We start from the raw sequence: 20,723 nt of genomic DNA on the forward strand, positions 1-20,723 counted from the left end.
AATACAAAAGCGATATGAAAGCCGAATTTAGCGTAAATTCGACAATAAATCGGGAATAGAAGATGCAACACATTGCCACATTTAAACCAGAGATTGCCGCATTGCCATTTAAATTGAAGTCGGCAAGTAGTATAGGAATTCAGCAACAAATTGAGTTTAAGTCGTTTTTGACTCAAGCTGATCCTGTTTATTCGCAACCAGTGCAGCCTAACCCCATCCACGTCGATAAACATGCCCATACATCCGGCAGCAACACAAGTTCAGCTGAGACCCAACGACAACCCCAAATCGCCAAAGAGTTATCACAAGCTCGTAATGAGCAAAACAAAGCTCCTCATTCTGACAAACAAGTACAAACACAGACACAAGAAAAGCAACCACGTCAGCCTTTGTCAGCAGATAAACCATTTGAAAAAAATGAGCAAGGCTCTGCGTATGACGAAGCAAAGACCTCGCAGCACAACGATACTTTAGAACAAACTGATAAAACAGATAATACTGACGAAACGATTGCTGAACGGACAAATTATGAGAAAACCAACGCTCAATCTGCGAAACAACAGAGTGAGAATGTAACGGATAGTAAACAAAAAATTTCAGACTCCCAAGGCGAAACTGCTGAAGATGAGCTTCTACTTGATTCGTCTAGTCTCGATAGTAATCAAGTTGATTGGCTAGATCTGGTCGAAAAAAGCCAAGGGGCAAATATTGAAAACGGCGAAAATAAAGTTCAGATGTTGCCCATGGGTGACATTTATTTGTCTCAGTTTATTCAAGAATCAGACGGGCAGAATTCGGAAGCCTTGATTGCGAAATCATCTACAGAAATTGACTTGTCCGTGGAGGGTGAGTTGTTAGTAGTTGAAGAACTAGACCCCACCATTAATAGCAATATCGAATTAACGGAGTCGGAAGGTGGGCCTTCGCACCCCGTTCTTGATGTTAAGGATATTAAATCTGTTATCAGTGAATTAGCAGCGCTGTTGGAGTCAAACGCGGAACAGAAATTAGAATTTAGTGAAAATCAAGAACCTATAGCACAATTACTGACTCAGTTGATGTCAGCGACTCAACAGGAAAACGAGCCTGTATCCTTGGGCGATCTGGAAGCAATAATTGCGCAGCTAGAGGCTGAAGGCTTGAGTGCTGAGTCACTGCTTGACGCCCAACTCTTGATTGCTCAGCAAAATGCGTCGTTAATTGAGGCTGCACCGCAAAAAGTCGCGTCAGAAAAAGTCACAACTGGAAACGTCGAGCCCGGGCAAGAAGTTGATCCGAAAATAAAGCTAAACGATCTTGCTGCGCCCACAATCGACAACAATGCTTTGCAACTTGATGAAGTTGTCAAAACTCAACAGGCGGCAACTAATGAAGACACGTCTGAGGCTGTAAAAGTTGAAACGGCATTACTAACCCTGTTGAAACTTTCTCCAGAAAAGCTTGAAAAATCACTCGATAACCTAGCTCAAAGATTGAACGTAAGTGCAGCGCAGCCCGCTAAACAGGGTAACGAGGACAGCGTTGCCAGCGAATCGCTAAAATCAGATTTTGTCAGTGCCATGAAAGCTGGATTAGAAGAAATTAAAGCGCAAATGAAACAAGGGCACCAACCCGCCATTGATTTGAGCACGTTGGTCAGCGATGTAGTGAGCAAAACTGCGACGTCTCAAATAAGTCCTGACACCATCAATCAGACGCTCAGCCGATTTAGTCAAACCCTTGAGATGGCCAGTTCAATGAATGCCAAGCTTGATGCGGCGACATTGGTTAGTGGGCTTGAAAAGTCTGTCGCCAAAGATAATTTAGCTCAATCTCAGGTAACACAAAGTAAACAGGCGCAACAACAGATGGCGCAGTTTGATAAAGCCGTAAATATCACTCGTAGTGAAGGCCAGCAGCAGCTTGCAGAAAAGGTACGCTGGATGGTTAATCAAAATAACCTGCAAGCAGATATTCGCCTTGACCCGCCAGAATTAGGTTCAATGAAAGTCAGAGTGAATTTGTCAGGTGAATCGGCGAGTGTGAATATTGTTGTGCAATCTCAGCAGGCTCGTGAGGTACTGGAACAAGCAACACCTAAGCTTAAAGAATTGTTAGAGCAACAAGGTATTGAGTTAGGCCAATCTTCCGTGCAGCAAGAGCAGGATGGAGCAGCGCAACAGGAAAGTGGCAGCTTTGCTGGCGGCTCAGGTCAAGATTCAGAATCGAACGCTGAGGAAAATGTTGTAGCTGAACACAAAATACGAAACGGGCGAATCGGTGGTATAGATTATTTTGTTTAATCATTAAACAAATAGCTAGATAAAGTAAAACAGACGTTGCCATTTGCTGATACTGGCAGATAATAAAGCTATTAATTAATACATAGAGAAGACAAATGGCAGAAGAAGAGTTACAGATGGAAGAGGGCGGTAAAGGTAAAATGATGATAATCATCATTGTTGCCGTTGTCCTCATCGGAGGCGGTGCCGCTGCGTATTTTTTGTTGGGCGGGTCGGACGAACCTGCGATGGAAGATCAAGCTGCGGTGACGCAAACCGGATCGGATGGTGCTCCTACTATGTCGGGCACCAACAAAGGCACGGCATTGTATGTTGCGATGCCAAGACCCTTTGTATTTAACGTGCCAGGACAAGGTAAAGATAGACTGGCGCAAATAAAGGTGCAGCTTATGGTACGTGGTACCGATAACGAAGAAACTGCCAAAATGCACGTCCCGTTAATAGAAGGGACCTTGCTGAGGGTATTTAGCAGTGCCAATGCCGATGATTTGGTGACTGAAGCTGGAAAGGTATCGCTTAGAGACCAGTCAGCGCGAGAAGTGCAAAAAGTGATGAAGGAAACTGTGGGTAACGAAGTAGTGGAACAAGTGTTGTTTACTGGTTTTGTTATGCAATAGCGACAATTTGAACGAAATAAGCAGAGTGAGTGAAGCGTGAGTGATTTACTGTCACAAGATGAGATTGATGCGTTATTACACGGCGTAGACGATGTCGAAGAAGAAGAAACCGAAGGTTTAGAGTCAGATGGCTCGACGCTGGAGTATGACTTCTCTTCTCAAGATCGTATCGTTCGTGGCCGCATGCCAACGCTGGAAATCGTTAACGAACGATTTGCGCGGCATATGCGTGTGAGCTTATTTAATATGATGCGCCGCTCGGCTGAAGTTTCGATTAATGGCATACAAATGATCAAATTTGGTGAATATATTCACACCTTATTTGTTCCAACCAGTTTGAATATGGTTCGCTTTAGACCGCTAAAAGGCACTGGGTTAATCACCATGGAAGCCCGATTAGTCTTTATTCTGGTCGACAACTTTTTTGGTGGAGATGGTCGCTACCACGCAAAAATTGAAGGTCGCGAATTTACGCCAACGGAGCGACGTATTACGCAAATGCTGCTGAAGCTTATCTTTGAAGACTACAAGGAAGCTTGGGCACCCGTTATGGACGTGTCATTTGAATATTTGGATTCGGAAGTGAATCCTGCGATGGCAAATATTGTAAGCCCAACTGAGGTTGTGGTAATCAGTTCGTTTCACATTGAGCTGGATGGCGGCGGTGGTGATTTTCATGTCTCATTGCCGTATTCAATGCTTGAACCGATCCGAGAGTTATTGGATGCCGGTGTTCAAAGCGACAAGGAAGATACGGATTTACGCTGGAGTAAAGCGTTACGCGACGAAATCTTGGATGTGAATGTATCTGTTTCCACTCACATGTTGGATGTCGATATTCCGCTTAAAGATCTGATGGAATTTAAAGCTGGCGATATCATTCCGATAGAGATGCCAGAAACCATAACGGTATTGATCGAAGAATTACCCACATTTAGAGCCAAATTGGGGCGCTCCCGTGACAACTTGGCTGTGAAGATAACAGAGAAGATTCCACGACCCACGTCGGTGAAATCGGAATTACAACTATTAACTAAAGGCGGACGCCGAATAGACAGTGACGCTGAGCTTTCTGTACTTGAGGAAGACTTGTAAGCATGCTGCAAGCTGAGGGTTTTAAACATGAGTGATGATGATGCAATGGATGACTGGGCCGCTGCAATGGCTGAACAGGCAGAGGAAGAAGCTGCCGAGGGTGGAGAAGCGGAGCAACCGGATATTGGGGCCAACGACCTAGATGTATCCGTTGCTGAGCTTGATGAGCTCTCAGAAGATCAGCCGATAACGGCACAAGAAAAGAAAAAGCTCGATACCATTTTAGATATTCCGGTGACCATTTCGATGGAAGTGGGGAGAAGCCACATCAGCATACGTAACTTACTGCAATTGAACCAAGGTTCGGTTGTCGAATTAGACCGTGTTGCCGGTGAGCCATTAGATGTTTTAGTAAATGGCACGTTGATTGCTCATGGAGAAGTAGTAGTCGTCAACGATAAATTTGGTATTCGCTTAACTGATGTTATTAGTCAAATCGAGAGAATTAAAAAGCTTAGGTAATAAAAACTCATTAAAATCATGGGTTTGGATTCTTCTGAGCCCATTGTTCCTGGCCTCAAATGAGGCCTCAGCACAGGTTGAAAGCCTGTCTAATCCCACTTCAATAGTGTCAATTTTCCTTTCTTTATTATTAGTTATAGTGATTGTTTTCGCTTTAGCTCTGTTAATGCGTCGGTTTAATGTCACTGCAACAGGAAATGGTCAGCTAAATGTTGTTGCCTCTATGGTTGCAGGCACACGAGAGCGTGTTTTAGTAATAGAAGTAGGGCAAGAGCAACATTTAATTGGCGTAACCGCCACCAATATCAATCATTTAGCCAAACTTGAGAACCCTCTGCAAAAGCCTACCAGCAGCAGTGCAGAGAGCTTTAAAGACAAGCTTACTCAAGCATTGGCTGGGAAAATCCAATCAGGTATCAACTCAACAAAGGGTGCCACTCATGACTAAATGGTTGTTGTTTATCTTGAGTGTCATTTTATTGGCTCCATCGGAAGTTTTAGCTGCGCCAGGTGTAGATGCGTTAACGGTGACGACAAATCCCGACGGGACACAAGATTACACCATGACGTTGCAAGTGCTGGCGATCATGACTGCGCTCAGCCTGCTACCAGCTTTTATCATGATGATGACTTCCTTTACTCGGATAATCATAGTGCTATCGATATTGCGTCAGGCAATTGGTTTGCAACAATCTCCCTCAAACCAAATCCTGATAGGTGTGAGCCTGTTTTTATCGATGTTTATCATGGCGCCAGTGTTTGAACAAATCAATGAGACCGCTTTACAGCCTTATCTGAATGAAGAAATGACCTCATTGGAGGCCTATGAACAGGCTAAGCAGCCAATGCGTGCATTTATGTTGTCACAGACGCGGGTAAAAGATTTAGAGACCTTTGTGGAGTTGGGTGACATGCAGGACCAATTTGACGATCCATCTGAAGTCCCAATGAATGTTCTTATTCCTGCCTTTGTGACCAGTGAATTAAAAACCGCGTTTCAGATAGGGTTCATGCTGTTTATTCCATTTTTGATCCTTGATTTGGTCGTTGCTTCTATTTTAATGGCAATGGGGATGATGATGTTATCGCCAATGATTGTCTCTTTGCCGTTCAAATTAATGCTTTTTGTCTTAGTCGACGGTTGGAATCTTATTTTTGGCACTCTGGCGAATAGCTTTGGATTAGGGTAGGGAACGAGCATGGCACCAGAGATATTTGTCGAGATACTCAAAGAATCCTTACAAATGGTTATTTTGTTGGTTTCTGCGATCATTTTACCTAGTTTGTTTGTTGGCTTGATTGTAGCGGTATTTCAAGCTGCAACCTCAATCAATGAACAAACCATGAGTTTTTTGCCGAGGTTAATCGTTACCCTGCTTGCATTGAGTTGGGGCGGGCATTGGTTGACGCAAAAAATTATGGATTTCACCTTTACAATGGTGGAACGGATCCCTGAAGTGATAGGGTAGCTTTAGTGGAAGTCGCTGCTGATACCATTACCCAGTTTCTTGCCGACATGATGCTACCCTTTATGCGTATTTCCGGTTTATTTGCAGCTATGGTGGGGCTCAGTGCCAAGACCGTTCCAACACCAATTAAATCGTTGTTAACCTTGTTTTTGACCTTAGTGATCATGCCTGTCGTTCCTCCGGTTCCAATTTCAGAAATTGTCAACGTAGGAACCTTTGTCCTTATCATTCAACAACTCATTATCGGCGTTGCCATAGGCTTTATATCAATCATGGTACTTGAAACTTTTGTGTTGGCAGGGCAAGTGGTTGCGATGCAAACCGGCTTAGGTTTTGCGTCGATTGTTGATCCGGTCAATGGTATTAATGTGCCAGCAGTAGGCCAGTTTTATCTCATTTTAGCAACCTTGTTGTTTTGGGCATTTGACGGACATTTGGCGATGATCAAAATGATCGTGATGAGTTTTCAGGCTTTTCCTATTGGTGAAGCATGGTTTCAGCCGGAACATTTCAAAGAAATTGCTCATTGGGCCGGGTGGATGTTTGTTGGCGCAGTAACATTGTCCTTGGCGCCCATTGTTTCATTGTTGATTGTTAACCTGGCATTTGGTGTGATGACCAAGGCGGCGCCTCAACTGAATATTTTTAGTATTGGTTTTTCGATAGCGCAAATCATGGGCTTGGTGATTATATGGCTAACATTGGACAATTTCACACATCACTTTGAAATTCAATGGCAACGAGCACAGTTATTAATGTGCGACCTGTTACGTGTGTGTAATAACTAGGGAGGGTGTTTGAATGGCCAATGATACGCACGAAAAAACTGAAGAACCCACGGCGAAAAAAACTGAAGATGCCCGCAAGAAAGGGCAAATTGCGCGATCTCGGGAATTGTCAACAACATTGGTTTTAGTTGGAAGCGCAGCCGCTTTTCTATTGATAGGTGAACAGATCGCATCTGCCCTATATCAGGTTACGCTGAGAAGCTTCAACCTGTCTCGTGATGAAACTTATGACTTAAATCATATGTTCCAATCATGGAGTTTCGCAATTGAAACTATAAGTTTACCCGTTTTGTTTTACATGTTGATCGCGACCATTGCTGGTATTTATGGAAGTATTGCTTTAGGGGGATATAATTTCACCTGGAAGTCCGCTTCTCCACAGGCGAACAAACTCAATCCCATCGCCGGTTTCAAACGTATGTTTGGCGTCAATGGCTTAGTTGAATTGCTTAAGGCTATCGCCAAATTTGTGGTTGTTGCTGCTATGGCGTACCTCGCATTGGTAATGTTTCAAGACGAAGCCTTACACTTGGATATGGAGCTTTATCCCCGCAATCTATTTCACGCGTTGGAGCTTATTGCATGGGCGTTTTTACTCTTGTGTTGTGCATTGATTCCTATCGCCGCTTTTGATGTGCCTTATCAAAGTTGGAAGCACAATAAAGAAATGAAAATGACCAAACAGGAAGTCAAAGACGAACGTAAAAACTCAGAAGGTGATCCGCAAGTCAAAGGGCGCATTCGTAAGCTGCAATATCAGGCTGCAGCGCAAAGAATGATGCAAGAAGTGCCCAAGGCGGACGTAGTGGTGACAAACCCAACTCACTTTTCTGTTGCATTGAAATATGACCAAAATGGCAATACTGCGCCAATTTTGGTTGCAAAAGGCGCTGACGAGTTGGCTATGCATATTCGAAAAATAGCTGCAGCTCATGGTGTGCCAATTGTTTCGTCCCCACCTTTGGCGCGGGCGATTTTCCATACGACAGAAGCGCAACAACAAGTACCAGAAAAACTCTTTATGGCTGTTGCCCAAGTCCTTGCTTACGTCTATCAAGTTAAAGCCTTCAAAAATGGCAAAGGTAAACGTCCACCACCTCTTAAAAAGAATTTAGACATTCCAGCTGATATGCGGTACTAGCTGTTTGTCTATAACCGCTTGTTAATGTTAATGATAATTCAAAACTTTCATGTGTTTTTAGTTGATTGCGCTATGCTTATTGAAAAGAAGGGTGAATGGGTTTAAATGAAATTTGTAGTGTACTGCTGTTTGCTACTTGGCAGTTTCCTCGTGTATGCACAGGAAAAAGAAACTATCTACTGGCAGACCTTCCATAGCCCACCATCGACTATCCGCATAGGTGACTTTGATGGCTTGGGGTTTGTCGACATTGCGTTGTCTAAAGTGATCGAAAAATTGCCCCAGTACCATCATGAGATGCAATTGACTACGCTTTCCAGGGCTCTGGAAAATATTAAGCAACAGAAAAACACCTGTCATCCGTCTTTGTATGTTACACCAGAGCGTCGAAAAATCGCATATTTCTCACACCCTTCAATCATTTCGCCAGCAAATCGATTGGTTATGGTTAAAAATCAGCAATTGAAGTTGAATATAGAAGCACCTATCAAGTTGCCGGAGGTGTTAAACAATACGTCACTGAGTGTTGCTGTAGTTCAAGGCAGGTCCTATGGCACTCAAATTGATCATTCTCTTTTAACCATGCTTGAATCTGACAATAACCGACTTATGAGCATCTCTACAGAACGTCTCGAAACGCTCTTCAAATTGGTTTCTTCCAGCAAAGTTGATTTGACCTTCTCTTATCCTTTTGAACTCAATTTTTTTAAAAAACGTGCAGAAGTGATATCACAAGAACTTATAGGTTTGATGGTTGATGGGGCGGATCAATATGCGCTCGGCAGTATTGGTTGCGCGAAAACGCCATTTGGCAAAAAAGTGATTTCAGAAATCAATGCCGTACTGTTAGACATCCGACCTACTTTGGACTATTACCATGCAATCACTACATGGTGGGAAGAAGAGCGAGAGCTTGCACAATTCAATGATTTTTTTAACGATGTCTTTATTAGCAGCTTTGTCGAAAATTAGTGCAGAGGCCTATTAAATTATGAATAATAAAAAGCCTTATCAAGTTGATAAGGCTTTTTCCAGAAGTAGGGCGTTTAGGCGGAAAACAGCATATTTTGCTTAAGTTTGTACTTCACTTCTTCAATTGATTTGCCTTTGTCACCGACGACAACAACACTTGCGTGACTGGTGTTGAATGTTTGCCCAGTCATTTTGTCATCCGAAAACTCTTCTTCAAGTTTAAGTTTGTCAGAATGGGGTACGACAAAAACAACATATTTACTGCCATCAGTATCTTCCATCACCATGTGATAACTTCTGACATTGTCAAAATTGCAGAAATTCGCATAAATAATTTTTCCTAAACGCTGTGTAAACTGCGCGCCTAAGCTTGCTAACTGGGTATTGACCTTCTCAATGCTGATATCAGCACTGGCTTTCATCGCGTAACCATTACCTTCTTCATAAATGTGCGCCAAAGCATGCTCACCTATATACTGGGTGCTTTGTTGTTGCCAGATACCGAAACTTAAACCAAAAGTAAATATCACCGATGCAGCAAGTGCAAGGTGGACCCTTCCGCGTTTTTTATTCGCCTTATGGCTTTCAATGGATTGACGCAAAATTAGCCTATGCGCAAGATCTTCAGGCACAGTAACTTTACTAGCCTGAGTGATTGCTGAGTCCAGTTGTCTAATTTCATCCCAAAATTCCTGCTTACTGGGATCTTCAGCGGCAGCGCTTTTAACTTCCTCTGAATCACAATTAGGTTCTGCGTAAATGGTACGACGGAAATTTAAATCATCCATTTTTGTAACCTCGACTGTCATTAGCTTTCTCTAATGCCTCTTTTAATTGGTTGCGTGCTCGGAACAATCTTGTCATCACCGTATTTTTATTGAGATCTAATTGTTCCGCAATTTCATCTCCACTGTACCCAAAGATTATTTGTAGCATCAGTGGTTCACGGTATTCTTCGCTCAGATTTGCCATTAGCGCTCTAAGTTCTCGATGTTCTATTTCGGTTTCATTTGATAGTCCATCATCAGCAAGTGCAACATCATCCATGTCAACCAAGTCAAACTGCTTACGTTCAAATCGACGTGCATTTTCTCGTCGCAATATGGTAATGAGCCAAGACTTCGCTGCTTTTTCGTCTTTCAACGAATCTAAAGATTTCCAGGCTCTTAAAAAGGTTTCCTGAACGATATCTTCAGCTATAGCTTTGTCTTTGACTAACCAATATGCGTAACGGTATATGTCACCATGCAACGCGTTTACTAGCGCTTCATAGCGTTTTTGTTTACTTGCCATGTCCTCAGAGACCGAGTCATTTGCAGATTGCTTTCGAGAAAACATAAGACTTTACGTCCTTTTTTTTAACCTTTTGATATTTATAACTATTTTTTAAGAGAAATTCATTTAAAAAAGTCATCATTCAAATTAAAAAAAGTCCGGCAATAGCCGGACTCTTTAAATCTTTATTATTTTAGAAACAGATTATTTTTGGCTTTCTACCCAAGACTTTATCTTGTTTTCCAATATATTCAAAGGTACAGGCCCATCTTTTAATATTTCATCGTGGAATCCACGTATATCAAATTTTTCACCTAGTTCCTGCATTGCGTTTTCACGCAACTCCATGATCTTGAGTTTACCAATCATATAGGCGGTTGCTTGTCCCGGCATGGCAATGTAGCGTTCAATAGCTTTCACGGCATCATTTTGTGGATTAGGTGTATTTTCCACAAGGTATTCAATCGCTTTTTCACGGCTCCACTGTTTTGCGTGGATCCCGGTATCGACCACTAGTCGACAGGCTCGCCAAAGTTCCATTGCTAAACGTCCAAAGTCAGAATAGGGATCTCTATAAAAACCCATGTCCTTGGCAAGCTCTTCAGTATATAAACCCCAACCTTCGGTGTAAGCTGTAAATGAAACATACTTCTGAAATTCAGGGATCCCTTCAAGCTCTTGGGCAATAGCGCGTTGCATGTGATGACCTGGAATGCCTTCATGGTAGGCTAAAGCCTCCATTTGGTAAATAGGCATATCCTTCATATTATACAAATTTGCGTAGTAGCGACCCGGACGCGAGCCATCTTTTGATGGGCTTTGATAAAACGCTTTTCCCGCCGATTTTTCTCTAAAGGCCTCAACCCGTTTTACTTCCATTCTAGCTTTGGGGACTAAGCCAAAGTAAAGCGGGATTTGCGCTTCCATTTCATCGATGAAGGCTTTGGCTTCATTCATGTAACGCTCTCTACCTTCGTCGGTGCTGGGATAATAAAATTGCTCACTGGTGCGCATAAATTCAAAGAATTCTTGCAAGGTGCCCTCAAAGCTCACCTGCGTCATAATATCTTGCATTGCTTTATGAATACGATCGACATTTTCAAGTCCAATATTATGCACTTCTTCAGCATCAAGATCCGTTGTGGTAAACCAGTTCAACCTGTTGTCGTACCATTTTTCACCATCAGGTAAACGCCAAACCCCATCACCTTCCGGAGACAATTCTCTTTGTAAGACTAATTCTGCTATGAGTGCTTGATAGGCGGGAAGAACTGATTCTTGCAATGCAGTACGTGCGTTAGCGATTAGTCCTGATTTTTCTGCGTTGGATATGTCTAGGTTATCGACTTTAGATTGGAAGTCTTTCCAGATTGTCGAGTCTTCTGCCGACTCCAAAAACGGATTTCCGCTTATCACATTTTGCGACGCTTGGATCATTTGATCATAGGACCATTTAGGCGGGTAAACACCAAGTTCTTGGCGTTTTTTCAGTTGCTCAATTACTTGGCTAAATAGTGGCTGAACTCCTTGCAAACGTGAAATATAATCTTCAGCATCTTTTACACTTTCAACACGATGGATATTGATTAGAAAGCTGGGAACCGTTGTGTGAAAAGCTCTAAATTGATGCATGATGTAAGTGTGATAACGGTATTCATCGTTTGCGATTCTGCGTTGCAAATCGACTTTCGCAATCTCTAGACTTAACTTTTCTTGATCATCAAGTTGGGTTTGGTCAAAACCTTGCAAATCTTCAAGACGCTGACGTCTGATTTGTGCCATTTCATCTTGAAAAGTGAGCGTAAGATCATCCCATTTGTCGTAGTCCCATTTATAGCCTAAATAACTTTGGCTCATAGGCGAACGCTTTAAATCATCTTCAAACATCGTTGCAAAATATGCAGCCAATCGCTCTGACTCGTTGAGGCTTTGTGTTGCCTCAGCACTTTTTTGGGCGGCTGTGACTGTCGATTGGGCTGGCGCTTCAGGCTTTGAACATCCTGCTAGAGCGAATGCCAAGAGACTAATGGGGAAGAGCGTTTTCAAAGTTTTCATGTATTAATGCGTCCTGTCTAAGTGCACCACTTACTGCTAATTATAGAGCGGTTGGAGAGCGCTTTTATTATGAGTTGAATTTAAATAGTCATTTCTTATTCGACTAATCACCTGCTTTAGCTTATCACTTTTCCATTGAATGTCATCTCGTGCATACTGGCTTGCCATCATCAAGCTTATTTGTTCATCAAGCTCAGGTGAATTAAGAATAGATTGCAGTGTAGATAAGTCTGCATTCCTATTATCCAATAACTCCGCCAGCCAAAACTGCAGCCCTTGATATGTCTGGCTGACATTTTGATTTTTAATATGAATGAGTAGTTGCCTCCATGCTTCTTTTTCATTGGCATTGTTATTGATAGCGTCGATGTTGTCTACCGGCTTTTTCATCGATGTAAACCACCAAAACATCAAAGTAACCATCCATAATACAAGCAATATCCAACTGCTGAAGCTCCAATAGCTGTTGGATAGCGGTGCAGCGTGAGTTTGTGGCTGTTCAGTAAACGATGTATCCAATGTATTGATCTCTGTTGACTGAATTTGCGGTGTAGTCGTTGGTGGTTGAATCTGGCCGTTAATCTGACCTGGCAACACATTAATGCTTTGCGGAGGAATTTCAGCGTATTCAATTTGATTGTTTTGCAGGTTAAACCATGGAACCCTTACAGGAGGTAACACAAATTGGCCTTCGCGATTTGGGATCAAAGCGATATTTTCAACTCGTTGCGCAATGATATTGCCGTCTCTGGCAACACTCGTGGTGGCCGGCTGGTCGGGATACACTTTAAACCCTGGTGGGTAGTCGCCAGTGATTTCGGGTAATTGTTCTTGAGCGACGCCTAATGCAGACAAGGTAATTGTTCTGGTAATCGGCTCACCGACTCTAATTTGATCAAGCGCAGGTTGCCATTCTTCGTTCAATTGAACAAACTCACTGGGTAGCCACTGCTGGGTAAATGAACCAGGAATAGGTTGCACGTTTAGTTCTATGTCTGGTGCAACACGATTGATTGGGCGAGTGCGATTAAAATAACTAAAGCTTGTCCGATTACGAGAAACAATCTCTCCTTCGAACATGGGTCCTTTTATCGTTGTTAAACCACTCGATTGTGGAATGATGGCATAACTTCTTTCAATAATTCGATAACGTTGACCATCAATGATATCGGAGTACTCATTGTCTTTACCCAACGAGCGAATTTCCGCGTTAGTGACCGTTGGCTCCGGCAAGCTCCCTCTTTGCAATTCGGCGCCCAGGTGGATTTTAACCGTATATTTTACGACTTGCTGCACGTAAGGAACACTGTCGTCTACCTGTGCGGTGACAAAAGCTTCTCTGGCTTGACCCGGTCCTGCTGAGGAGGCGGGAATTACCCTAAGCGGAATAGGTTGGGTTGTTTTTCCCCCAACATTAAACGCGGGTAAAACAAAGGATCCTTCTTTTCTTGGGATAAGGATGGTTGTCCATGTGGTGGAACGGGTCGTGTCAAAGTTTACCACCCGTGTTTGTGTGCTCACTGACGTTCTACCTACAACAAAATCATCATCGAGGATCGAAGGGTCAAATTCGTCCCCTCTGGCACTTCCTGTCGCCACTACGGTCAATACAATTGACTCATCTGCCATCGCAGGGTTTTTATCAATTGAAGCCGCAACCGATTCTACCGCCGCGCGCGTTGCAAATGCAGCAGACATTAAAATAGCGATAATAAGTAACGACCAATACGACGATTTAAGCTTCGTAAATCTCATTACCAACTCCTTCTTGTTCTATTTGGTAAGCGTTCTTGGCGGCGCTGTTGGTTTTCTAACATCATTTTGCGTTTCAATAAAAATGCTGGGTCGTCAGGCACACGATTTAACAAATTTTGCATTCTTTGCATTTGTTCTCGCTCTTCATCTGTCAACGGCTGTTCAGACTGCTGGGCGGTCTCGCTTTGCTGTTCGTTTTGCTGCTCAGGCTCAGCCTGGTTTTGTTGTTCTTCAGCTGATTCTTCTTGCTCTTCATTTTGCTGTTCAGAGTTTTGTGAAGGGCTTTGTTGTTCTTGTTGTTCAGATTCTTGCTCATTTTTTGATTGCGTTTGGTCATTTTGCTCTTGACTGTCGCTTTGTTGTTGTTGGTTTTGATCAGATTGGGATTGATCTTGTTGATCCTGAGATTCAGACGATTGCTCCTGAGACTCCTGATCTTGCGACTGTTGATCTTGAGATTGCTGATCTTGTTGTTGCTCCTGTTCCTCTAGAAGCTTTTCAAGTAAGGCTTTATTCTGCTTTGCGTCTTCGTGGTCGGGCTGTTCATTTAACACCGCATCGTATGCTTCTATGGCTTTTTGCAGTTCTCCTAATTTTGCCAATGCGTTCCCTGAATTGTAGAGGCCTTCGAAACCGTCCACTTTTGCAAAATGTTGCAAGGCCGCTTCGTAATCTCCATTTCTGTACAATGCCGACCCTTTCCACATTGGATCGTTGAACTGTTCCGCAGCTTGCGAATAATCACCTTTGGCAAAGGTTTCACTGCCTTTCTGGTCATCATTTTTGAACCAGTTTTGCCATTGAAAGGCATACGCAGGCTGAGGTGTCATAAGTCCACTACCTAACACTATGCAAACGATAAACATGTATCCACGTCGGAAGCTAAATGCAGCGATAGGCAGCAGCAACAACAGCAAGTATGGACCTGCTTCCTTCCATTGATCACCAAATTTATCTTCCTGTGTGTCATCCTGAGTCGTTTCTGAGCTCGTTAGGCTCTGGTCTACTAAATACTCGATATCGGTATCATTTGAACGAATTCTGACAAATCTACCCCCACTTCGCGCCGCAAGTCCGGACAATTTTGTTTCATCCATTTTGGGTATTACAATTGCGCCGCTGGCATCTTTTAAAAAGTCTCCGTCTACCAGCTGTATTGGCGCTCCATCTGCGGTGCCAACACCCAGAATTGAAATGCGATAGGGCGATTTGGAAATAAATTCATTGAGCTCTGCCAATTGAGACATTTCCACACCATCGGTGATCCAAAAAATGTCCCCCTCAAAATACCCCGCATTTTTGAGAAGGTCCGTGGCACTTTTCAGACCCAAATAGGGTTCACTTCCTGCCACGGGCATAATTTCTGGTGAAAGGCTCGGTAAAAGTGTGGTCAAGTTTTGTGAATCTGAGCTCAAAGGACTGATCGTAAACGCATCCCCGGCATAAGCGACCAGGCCTACATCTCCTTCATCGATTTGTTGTATAAGATCGATGCCTTTGAATTTTGCTCGGGTCAGCCTGTCAGGTTTAATATCCGTTGCACGCATTGACAATGACATATCGATCAATACAACTTTCCCGGTATTTAATTGGTACACGGGTTGTGGCAGTTGCTCCCACGTGGGCCCAGCGAGAGCCGTGACAGCTACAAACCATCCTAAAGCTAATAAGAATAAAGGTGGCCGTTTGCCCTTTTGTATTTTACTAGTAACAAGATGTTTATACAGGTGGCCTGCCAAAACCCCTTGCCAGCCTGATTGAGATAAATGCATTTTTCGCAGCGCAAAATATAAAACCAATAGTGGGATTAGGGCTAAAAACCACTCAGGGCGAAGAAAATGAAATTGACTAAAATCTATCAACTGATCCGCTCCCTAAATTGTGTGTTTAGCCTGTTCATTATTGGCAGAAGTGCCAATAAAACGGTCAAAATCAATGCGGCACATAGTGGATAAAAGTATAAGGCTTGTTGCGGTCGCATTTGGCGACTCTCTCCTTCAATCGGCTCTAACGCATCTAAAATACTGTAAATTTGTTGCAATGATTGGGTGTCTTTGGCGCGAAAATACTGTCCACCAGTGCTTTGCGCTAACTGCGAAAGCATATCCTCATCAAGATCACGCGAGGGGTTGGTGCGACGAGTCCCAAAGAATCCTTGGGTCACCATAGATTCGGCACCCACGCCAATGGTATATACTTTTACGTCGTTATTGATGGCGAGTTCGTTAGCTTGTTCAGGCGTGATATTACCTGCGGTGTTTTGCCCATCCGTTAACAATATGAGTACTTTGTTGGACTCTTCTTTATTAGAAAATCGCTTTATAGACAAGCCAATGGCATCGCCGATAGCGGTTTGCTCACCGACCAATCCAATCTGACTCTCTTTAAGTAGTTGCTCAACTGTATCTCTGTCGTAGGTAAGTGGAGCCTGCAAGTAGGCCGTATCTGCAAAGAGAATTAGACCCAAACGATCACCCACGCGGCGGGCAATAAAATCGCTAAGCACATATTTAATCATCAGAAGACGATTAACCTGACGACCATTTACCACCATGTCCTCTTGATTCATACTTCCAGAAAGATCGACTGCTAGCATTAAATCTCGTCCTTGTGTGGGTATATTTACAGGTTCTCCCAGCCATTGGGGTCGCGCCGCTGCGAGTACCAGGCAAAACCACGCAATAACCGCCAGCGCCTTTTTAAGCCGACTTGATCCTTGTTCAATAGAAGACTGTTGTAACCCCTGGGTAAGTGCAGGAACACGTAATGCAGCACTTTGCGCTTTTTTATGTTTAGGTAATAACAACGCTAAAAAAGGTAGGGGAGTCAAGAACAACACCCACCACCAGGTTAATTCAAACATGCGACTTTGCCTCCTCAATTTTAGCAGGGGAGGGTGGCAACGCGTGTTTTAACCAAACAATAACGATCGTTTTAGCATCATTCGGTGAGGTGAGAAGCTCAGCAGACGGCTGGCGATACATCTGTTCTTGTAGCTCACTAAATGCCGATTCAAATGCATTTTTGCGCTTATCACCGAGCATACTTGCTAAGAATGCGCGCCAACTGTCTCCGTAAAGGGCAGCGACGCTCTCATGTCCGAAGTAACCAATACAAGTGCGCTTAAGAAGGGCATTGAGCTCGTTGAAATAATCAGGGTTCGTTTGGTCCATTCCGTCTAGTTCGCGCAGTGCCGAATTGCGTATTTTTCGCAATTTTTTGCAGCGCCATAAGGTAAAGCTGATGGCTAAAATACTCAGCAACGTCAAGCCTAGTAGCGCCCACCATCCCCATGCAAGCGGCCAAAGACCAACTTCTTCAGGTACGTGTATATCCTGTAATTGGGCTAGCGGATCCATGTTATTTCCTTCCTGCCATAAATTGTTGCTCTAACGGTAAGGAAGCACTCAGTGGAAATAGTGGTGTTTTGCATTGCTGTAAAGTGTTTTTGATTCGATTGAATTGGGCTAAATGAGCGTTTCTATATTGTTTAGTAATGCTTTGATCACCCAAAACGATACGCTGCCGTGACACGCCATCGGTCACATCAACCTGTTGCGAGTGATTGACATGGGGCAACTCATGCTCAAACGGATCGGTAATTGAATAGGCGACCACTTCGCTATGTCTGGATATACGGCTGATATGCTGCTTAGCAGCATCGTTAAGCCCATTAAAATCGCTAAGTAAAAACACTAAGCTACCTGGGTGAACTAGCCTTCTCAAACGGGCGCAGGCGTCTGCAAAGGTAAAATCTCCTACGCCTGTCTCGCTTGGATCATGGACTTCCATTAGACCATGTAAAAAGCCCAACACCGCCTTTTGGCGTGTAAAGGGTTTAAGTTCAATATGTCGATGCTGGTTGAAAATAAATCCACCAATACGATCGCCTCGCGCCCGAGCTGCCCATGCTACTAGAGACGCCAAATGTGCGGTCTGCACCGATTTAAACAGAAGTTGAGTTCCGAAATGCATATTTGCAGATAAGTCTGCTAGAACAAAAATTGGTCGTTCTTTTTCCTCTCGGTACAATTTGGTGTGAGTTTTTCCAGAGCGCGCAGTAACTCGCCAATCGATAGCACGAATGTCATCACCAGGCTGATAGTGACGGGCTTCATCAAACTCCATCCCGCGGCCTTTTGTTTTAGCCAGATAACCGCCAGCAAGTTTGGACTGGATAGTCTTGCGCGGCGTTAAATTGATCAAGCTGGTCTTAGACTGGTAATGTACCAGTTGCTTGATATTTAATGTGACGCCATCGGCGTTTAGGCGGTTAAGCCATGCTGCATGATCGACCATAATAATTACGGAACAGGTACCAATTTTAAAATTCTATCGAGAAGTTCATTGGCAGTAATACCTTCTGCTTCCGCTTCATAACTCATCAAAATACGGTGACGTAGTACGTTATGAAATACTGCCTGAATATTATCAGGGCCGACAAAGTCTCTTCCCATCAACCAAGCATGGGCGCGAGCACATTTGTCTAGTGCAATCGTCGCTCGTGGACTGGCACCAAATTCAATCCAACTCTTAAGTTTTTCATCGTATTTTTCAGGCGTACGGGTGGCGATAATTAGCTCAACGAGATAACGTTCAAGGGATTCGGCCAAGTGAATTTTCAATACTTCTTTACGTGCATTAAAAATTTCCGCTTGAGGAATGTGACTGACACTAACCTGCTTTTCGTCAATCGCTTCATCTCGGGTTAGCCGAAGTATGTCCAGTTCAGTTTGCGCGCCAGGATAATCAATTTCCAGGTGCATCAAGAACCTGTCAAGTTGCGCTTCAGGCAGAGGGTACGTACCTTCTTGCTCAATCGGGTTTTGTGTGGCCATTACCAAAAACAGTTCTGATAATGGATAGGTTTTGTTCCCAACAGTGATTTGGCGTTCTGCCATGGCTTCAAGCAAAGCAGACTGAACCTTGGCAGGTGCTCGGTTTATTTCATCGGCCAACACTAAGTTGTGAAACAAAGGACCTTTTTGAAAAATAAATTCGCCCGTTTCTGGTCGGTAAATATCTGTACCGGTCAAATCGGCAGGTAACAAATCTGGGGTAAATTGAACGCGGTGGAAATCGCCTTCCAATCCTTTTGCTAATGCATTGACCGCTCGGGTTTTAGCCAATCCTGGAGGTCCTTCCACCAACAAATGTCCGTTGGCAAGCAGAGCAATCATTATGTTGTGTGTGAGATTGCTCTGTCCCAAGACTTGAGAGTCAAGGTAAGTTTGCAATTGTTTAAAATTTTCTACAGCCATTCATTTGTCCTAATTGCATGATAGATGAGGCGTTAGCCCAACATAGTGACACAAAAAGCTATATAGGGTTCCTTAAAAAAAACACAATGTTACAAATGCACGAAATCCTGCGACAAATAACTGTGCGCAGAAAACAGCAAAATCACCAATAGTTAACTAGAATTTGAATTTTCCCTCGCAGTCTGTACAATCGGCACATCATTACAGGTCAGACCACTGACAAAAACATGAGGACAGATAATGTCGGCAAAGCAAACAGTCACCACCAGAAACGGCGATAGAATCGCTATAGTAGCAGGCTTACGGACGCCTTTTGCAAAGATGGCAACCTACTTCCATGGCGTACCCGCAGTGGATTTGGGCAAAATGGTTGTCAATGAGATGCTGACACGCAACAACCTCGATCCTCAACTAGTTGAGCAATTGGTTTATGGTCAGGTTGTACAAATGCCTGAAGCACCAAACATCGCGCGTGAAATTGTTTTGGGTACGGGAATGAACGTGCACACCGACGCTTATTCTGTGTCTCGCGCCTGCGCAACGAGTTTCCAGTCAACTGTAAATATTGCAGAGTCTATGATGGCTGGCAATATTGAAGTTGGTATTGCTGGTGGTGCAGATTCTACTTCTGTGTCTCCCATTGGCGTGTCAAAAAACTTGGCCAGGGCACTGACAGACCTACAAAAAACTAAAACATTCGGCCAAAAGTTCAATATCTTCAAAAAGCTTAAACTAAAAGACTTGTTGCCTGTTCCACCAGCTGTAGCTGAGTATTCTACGGGGCTATCGATGGGCCAAACTGCAGAGCAAATGGCAAAAACTCACGGTATTACTCGTCAAGAGCAGGATGCACTTGCCCACCGCTCTCACTCTTTGGCTGCGCAAAATTGGAATGATGGAAATCTTGATGGTGAGGTCATGACTGCCTATGCCGAACCATTCAAAGGTGCTTTGGAAAAAGACAACAATGTCAGGTTTGACTCCAAACTTGATGGATACGCAAAACTTCGACCGGTATTTGACCGTAAACATGGTTCGGTAACGGCGGCCAATGCAACACCGCTTACTGATGGGGCATCAGCAGTGATCATGATGACCGAAAGCCGTGCTAAGGCCTTGGGCTATGCACCCCTGGGTTATATAAAGAGCTATGCCTTTGCTGCCATTGATGTGTGGGAAGACATGTTAATGGGGCCTTCCTATGCTACACCGATTGCACTGGATAAAGCAGGTATGACACTCAATGATCTTACAATGATCGAAATGCATGAAGCCTTCGCCGCGCAAACCCTTGCCAACGTCAAGATGTTTGCAAGTGACAAATTTGCCCAAGAGAAACTGGGTCGTAAAAAAGCTACTGGCGAGATCGATATGGACAAATTTAATCAAATGGGCAGCTCTATTGCTTATGGCCACCCATTTGCTGCCACGGGCACACGTATGATTACGCAAATGCTCAATGACCTGAACCGTAAGGGCGGTGGTACTGGTTTGTTGACCGCGTGTGCTGCAGGTGGTTTGGGCGCAGCAATGATTGTTGAAACAGAGTAA

The 20,723-nt window shown here is 43.6% G+C and carries 20 protein-coding genes; 11 read left to right on the plus strand and 9 right to left on the minus strand.

Annotation, left to right across the window (positions count from 1 at the left end; genetic code table 11):
- The first annotated feature begins 62 nt into the window (after nucleotides 1–62).
- From FM019_RS13905 to FM019_RS13950, 10 genes are all read left to right on the plus strand, one after another.
- A complete protein-coding gene (locus FM019_RS13905) occupies nucleotides 63–2,282 on the plus strand; it encodes a flagellar hook-length control protein FliK (protein WP_143836542.1) in 2,220 nt (739 codons plus the stop codon).
- A gap of 95 nt (nucleotides 2,283–2,377) precedes the next feature.
- Nucleotides 2,378–2,899, plus strand: coding sequence for a flagellar basal body-associated protein FliL (fliL, locus tag FM019_RS13910; protein WP_143836543.1), 522 nt, complete (start codon nucleotides 2,378–2,380; stop codon nucleotides 2,897–2,899).
- A 36-nt stretch (nucleotides 2,900–2,935) separates the two neighbouring features.
- Nucleotides 2,936–3,994, plus strand: coding sequence for a flagellar motor switch protein FliM (gene fliM, locus FM019_RS13915; RefSeq protein ID WP_143836544.1), 1,059 nt, complete (start codon nucleotides 2,936–2,938; stop codon nucleotides 3,992–3,994).
- A 27-nt stretch (nucleotides 3,995–4,021) separates the two neighbouring features.
- A complete protein-coding gene (gene fliN, locus FM019_RS13920; RefSeq protein ID WP_143836545.1) occupies nucleotides 4,022–4,456 on the plus strand; it encodes a flagellar motor switch protein FliN in 435 nt (144 codons plus the stop codon).
- Nucleotides 4,416–4,904, plus strand: a complete 489-nt coding sequence (fliO, locus tag FM019_RS13925) for a flagellar biosynthetic protein FliO (RefSeq protein WP_143836546.1) — start codon at nucleotides 4,416–4,418, stop codon at nucleotides 4,902–4,904. Before fliN ends, fliO begins: the two co-directional genes overlap by 41 nt.
- Nucleotides 4,897–5,646 carry a flagellar type III secretion system pore protein FliP gene (gene fliP / locus FM019_RS13930; RefSeq protein WP_143836547.1) on the plus strand — a complete coding sequence of 250 codons (750 nt, stop codon included), beginning with the start codon at nucleotides 4,897–4,899 and terminating at the stop codon, nucleotides 5,644–5,646. Before fliO ends, fliP begins: the two co-directional genes overlap by 8 nt.
- Nucleotides 5,647–5,655: 9 nt before the next feature.
- Nucleotides 5,656–5,925, plus strand: coding sequence for a flagellar biosynthesis protein FliQ (gene fliQ / locus FM019_RS13935; RefSeq protein ID WP_143836548.1), 270 nt, complete (start codon nucleotides 5,656–5,658; stop codon nucleotides 5,923–5,925).
- Nucleotides 5,926–5,930: 5 nt separating this feature from the next.
- Nucleotides 5,931–6,713, plus strand: a complete 783-nt coding sequence (gene fliR / locus FM019_RS13940) for a flagellar biosynthetic protein FliR (protein WP_143836549.1) — start codon at nucleotides 5,931–5,933, stop codon at nucleotides 6,711–6,713.
- Between the two features lie 13 nt (nucleotides 6,714–6,726).
- Nucleotides 6,727–7,854, plus strand: coding sequence for a flagellar biosynthesis protein FlhB (gene flhB / locus FM019_RS13945; RefSeq protein ID WP_143836550.1), 1,128 nt, complete (start codon nucleotides 6,727–6,729; stop codon nucleotides 7,852–7,854).
- 105 nt (nucleotides 7,855–7,959) lie between these two features.
- The gene (locus FM019_RS13950; RefSeq protein ID WP_143836551.1) at nucleotides 7,960–8,826 is read left to right on the plus strand and encodes a TIGR02285 family protein; all 867 of its coding nucleotides are present in this window, start codon (nucleotides 7,960–7,962) and stop codon (nucleotides 8,824–8,826) included.
- Between the two features lie 74 nt (nucleotides 8,827–8,900).
- Here the strand turns inward: FM019_RS13950 and FM019_RS13955 are convergent, their stop codons facing one another.
- The 9 genes from FM019_RS13955 to FM019_RS13995 form a co-directional block, all read right to left on the minus strand.
- On the minus strand, nucleotides 8,901–9,614 hold the full coding sequence (locus FM019_RS13955; protein ID WP_185969291.1) for a DUF3379 family protein: 714 nt from the start codon (nucleotides 9,612–9,614) through the stop codon (nucleotides 8,901–8,903).
- The gene (locus FM019_RS13960) at nucleotides 9,607–10,164 is read right to left on the minus strand and encodes a sigma-70 family RNA polymerase sigma factor (protein WP_143836553.1); all 558 of its coding nucleotides are present in this window, start codon (nucleotides 10,162–10,164) and stop codon (nucleotides 9,607–9,609) included. Before FM019_RS13960 ends, FM019_RS13955 begins: the two co-directional genes overlap by 8 nt.
- A gap of 141 nt (nucleotides 10,165–10,305) precedes the next feature.
- The gene (locus FM019_RS13965; protein WP_143836554.1) at nucleotides 10,306–12,156 is read right to left on the minus strand and encodes a DUF885 domain-containing protein; all 1,851 of its coding nucleotides are present in this window, start codon (nucleotides 12,154–12,156) and stop codon (nucleotides 10,306–10,308) included.
- 36 nt (nucleotides 12,157–12,192) lie between these two features.
- Nucleotides 12,193–13,911 carry a BatD family protein gene (locus FM019_RS13970; protein ID WP_143836555.1) on the minus strand — a complete coding sequence of 573 codons (1,719 nt, stop codon included), beginning with the start codon at nucleotides 13,909–13,911 and terminating at the stop codon, nucleotides 12,193–12,195.
- Nucleotides 13,911–15,773, minus strand: coding sequence for a VWA domain-containing protein (locus FM019_RS13975; protein ID WP_143836556.1), 1,863 nt, complete (start codon nucleotides 15,771–15,773; stop codon nucleotides 13,911–13,913). The genes FM019_RS13970 and FM019_RS13975 overlap by 1 nt, the downstream gene beginning before the upstream one ends.
- Nucleotides 15,770–16,774, minus strand: coding sequence for a VWA domain-containing protein (locus FM019_RS13980; protein ID WP_143836557.1), 1,005 nt, complete (start codon nucleotides 16,772–16,774; stop codon nucleotides 15,770–15,772). Before FM019_RS13980 ends, FM019_RS13975 begins: the two co-directional genes overlap by 4 nt.
- Nucleotides 16,767–17,270 carry a DUF4381 domain-containing protein gene (locus tag FM019_RS13985; RefSeq protein ID WP_143836558.1) on the minus strand — a complete coding sequence of 168 codons (504 nt, stop codon included), beginning with the start codon at nucleotides 17,268–17,270 and terminating at the stop codon, nucleotides 16,767–16,769. Before FM019_RS13985 ends, FM019_RS13980 begins: the two co-directional genes overlap by 8 nt.
- Nucleotide 17,271: 1 nt before the next feature.
- The gene (locus FM019_RS13990; protein ID WP_143836559.1) at nucleotides 17,272–18,210 is read right to left on the minus strand and encodes a DUF58 domain-containing protein; all 939 of its coding nucleotides are present in this window, start codon (nucleotides 18,208–18,210) and stop codon (nucleotides 17,272–17,274) included.
- 5 nt (nucleotides 18,211–18,215) lie between these two features.
- Complete coding sequence (locus tag FM019_RS13995; protein WP_143836560.1) at nucleotides 18,216–19,172, minus strand: AAA family ATPase; 957 nt, start codon at nucleotides 19,170–19,172, stop codon at nucleotides 18,216–18,218.
- Nucleotides 19,173–19,412: 240 nt separating this feature from the next.
- Here FM019_RS13995 and fadI point away from each other — a divergent pair, with 240 nt between their 5' ends.
- Nucleotides 19,413–20,723, plus strand: coding sequence for an acetyl-CoA C-acyltransferase FadI (gene fadI, locus FM019_RS14000; RefSeq protein ID WP_143836561.1), 1,311 nt, complete (start codon nucleotides 19,413–19,415; stop codon nucleotides 20,721–20,723).

This window comes from Aliiglaciecola sp. M165, from assembly GCF_007197995.1.
GTDB lineage: Bacteria > Pseudomonadota > Gammaproteobacteria > Enterobacterales > Alteromonadaceae > Aliiglaciecola.

Excerpts from the sequence above, each read along its gene's own strand:
- FM019_RS13905 (WP_143836542.1), top strand. The coding sequence starts at position 63 with ATGCAACACATTGCCACATTTAAACCAGAGATTGCCGCATTGCCATTT.
- fliL (WP_143836543.1), top strand. The coding sequence starts at position 2,378 with ATGGCAGAAGAAGAGTTACAGATGGAAGAGGGCGGTAAAGGTAAAATG.
- fliN (WP_143836545.1), top strand. The coding sequence starts at position 4,022 with ATGAGTGATGATGATGCAATGGATGACTGGGCCGCTGCAATGGCTGAA.
- fliO (WP_143836546.1), top strand. The coding sequence starts at position 4,416 with ATGTTATTAGTCAAATCGAGAGAATTAAAAAGCTTAGGTAATAAAAAC.
- fliP (WP_143836547.1), top strand. The coding sequence starts at position 4,897 with ATGACTAAATGGTTGTTGTTTATCTTGAGTGTCATTTTATTGGCTCCA.
- fliQ (WP_143836548.1), top strand. The coding sequence starts at position 5,656 with ATGGCACCAGAGATATTTGTCGAGATACTCAAAGAATCCTTACAAATG.
- flhB (WP_143836550.1), top strand. The coding sequence starts at position 6,727 with ATGGCCAATGATACGCACGAAAAAACTGAAGAACCCACGGCGAAAAAA.
- FM019_RS13950 (WP_143836551.1), top strand. The coding sequence starts at position 7,960 with ATGAAATTTGTAGTGTACTGCTGTTTGCTACTTGGCAGTTTCCTCGTG.
- FM019_RS13955 (WP_185969291.1), bottom strand. The coding sequence starts at position 9,614 with ATGGATGATTTAAATTTCCGTCGTACCATTTACGCAGAACCTAATTGT.
- FM019_RS13960 (WP_143836553.1), bottom strand. The coding sequence starts at position 10,164 with ATGTTTTCTCGAAAGCAATCTGCAAATGACTCGGTCTCTGAGGACATG.
- FM019_RS13965 (WP_143836554.1), bottom strand. The coding sequence starts at position 12,156 with ATGAAAACTTTGAAAACGCTCTTCCCCATTAGTCTCTTGGCATTCGCT.
- FM019_RS13970 (WP_143836555.1), bottom strand. The coding sequence starts at position 13,911 with ATGAGATTTACGAAGCTTAAATCGTCGTATTGGTCGTTACTTATTATC.
- FM019_RS13980 (WP_143836557.1), bottom strand. The coding sequence starts at position 16,774 with ATGTTTGAATTAACCTGGTGGTGGGTGTTGTTCTTGACTCCCCTACCT.
- FM019_RS13985 (WP_143836558.1), bottom strand. The coding sequence starts at position 17,270 with ATGGATCCGCTAGCCCAATTACAGGATATACACGTACCTGAAGAAGTT.
- FM019_RS13990 (WP_143836559.1), bottom strand. The coding sequence starts at position 18,210 with ATGGTCGATCATGCAGCATGGCTTAACCGCCTAAACGCCGATGGCGTC.
- FM019_RS13995 (WP_143836560.1), bottom strand. The coding sequence starts at position 19,172 with ATGGCTGTAGAAAATTTTAAACAATTGCAAACTTACCTTGACTCTCAA.
- fadI (WP_143836561.1), top strand. The coding sequence starts at position 19,413 with ATGTCGGCAAAGCAAACAGTCACCACCAGAAACGGCGATAGAATCGCT.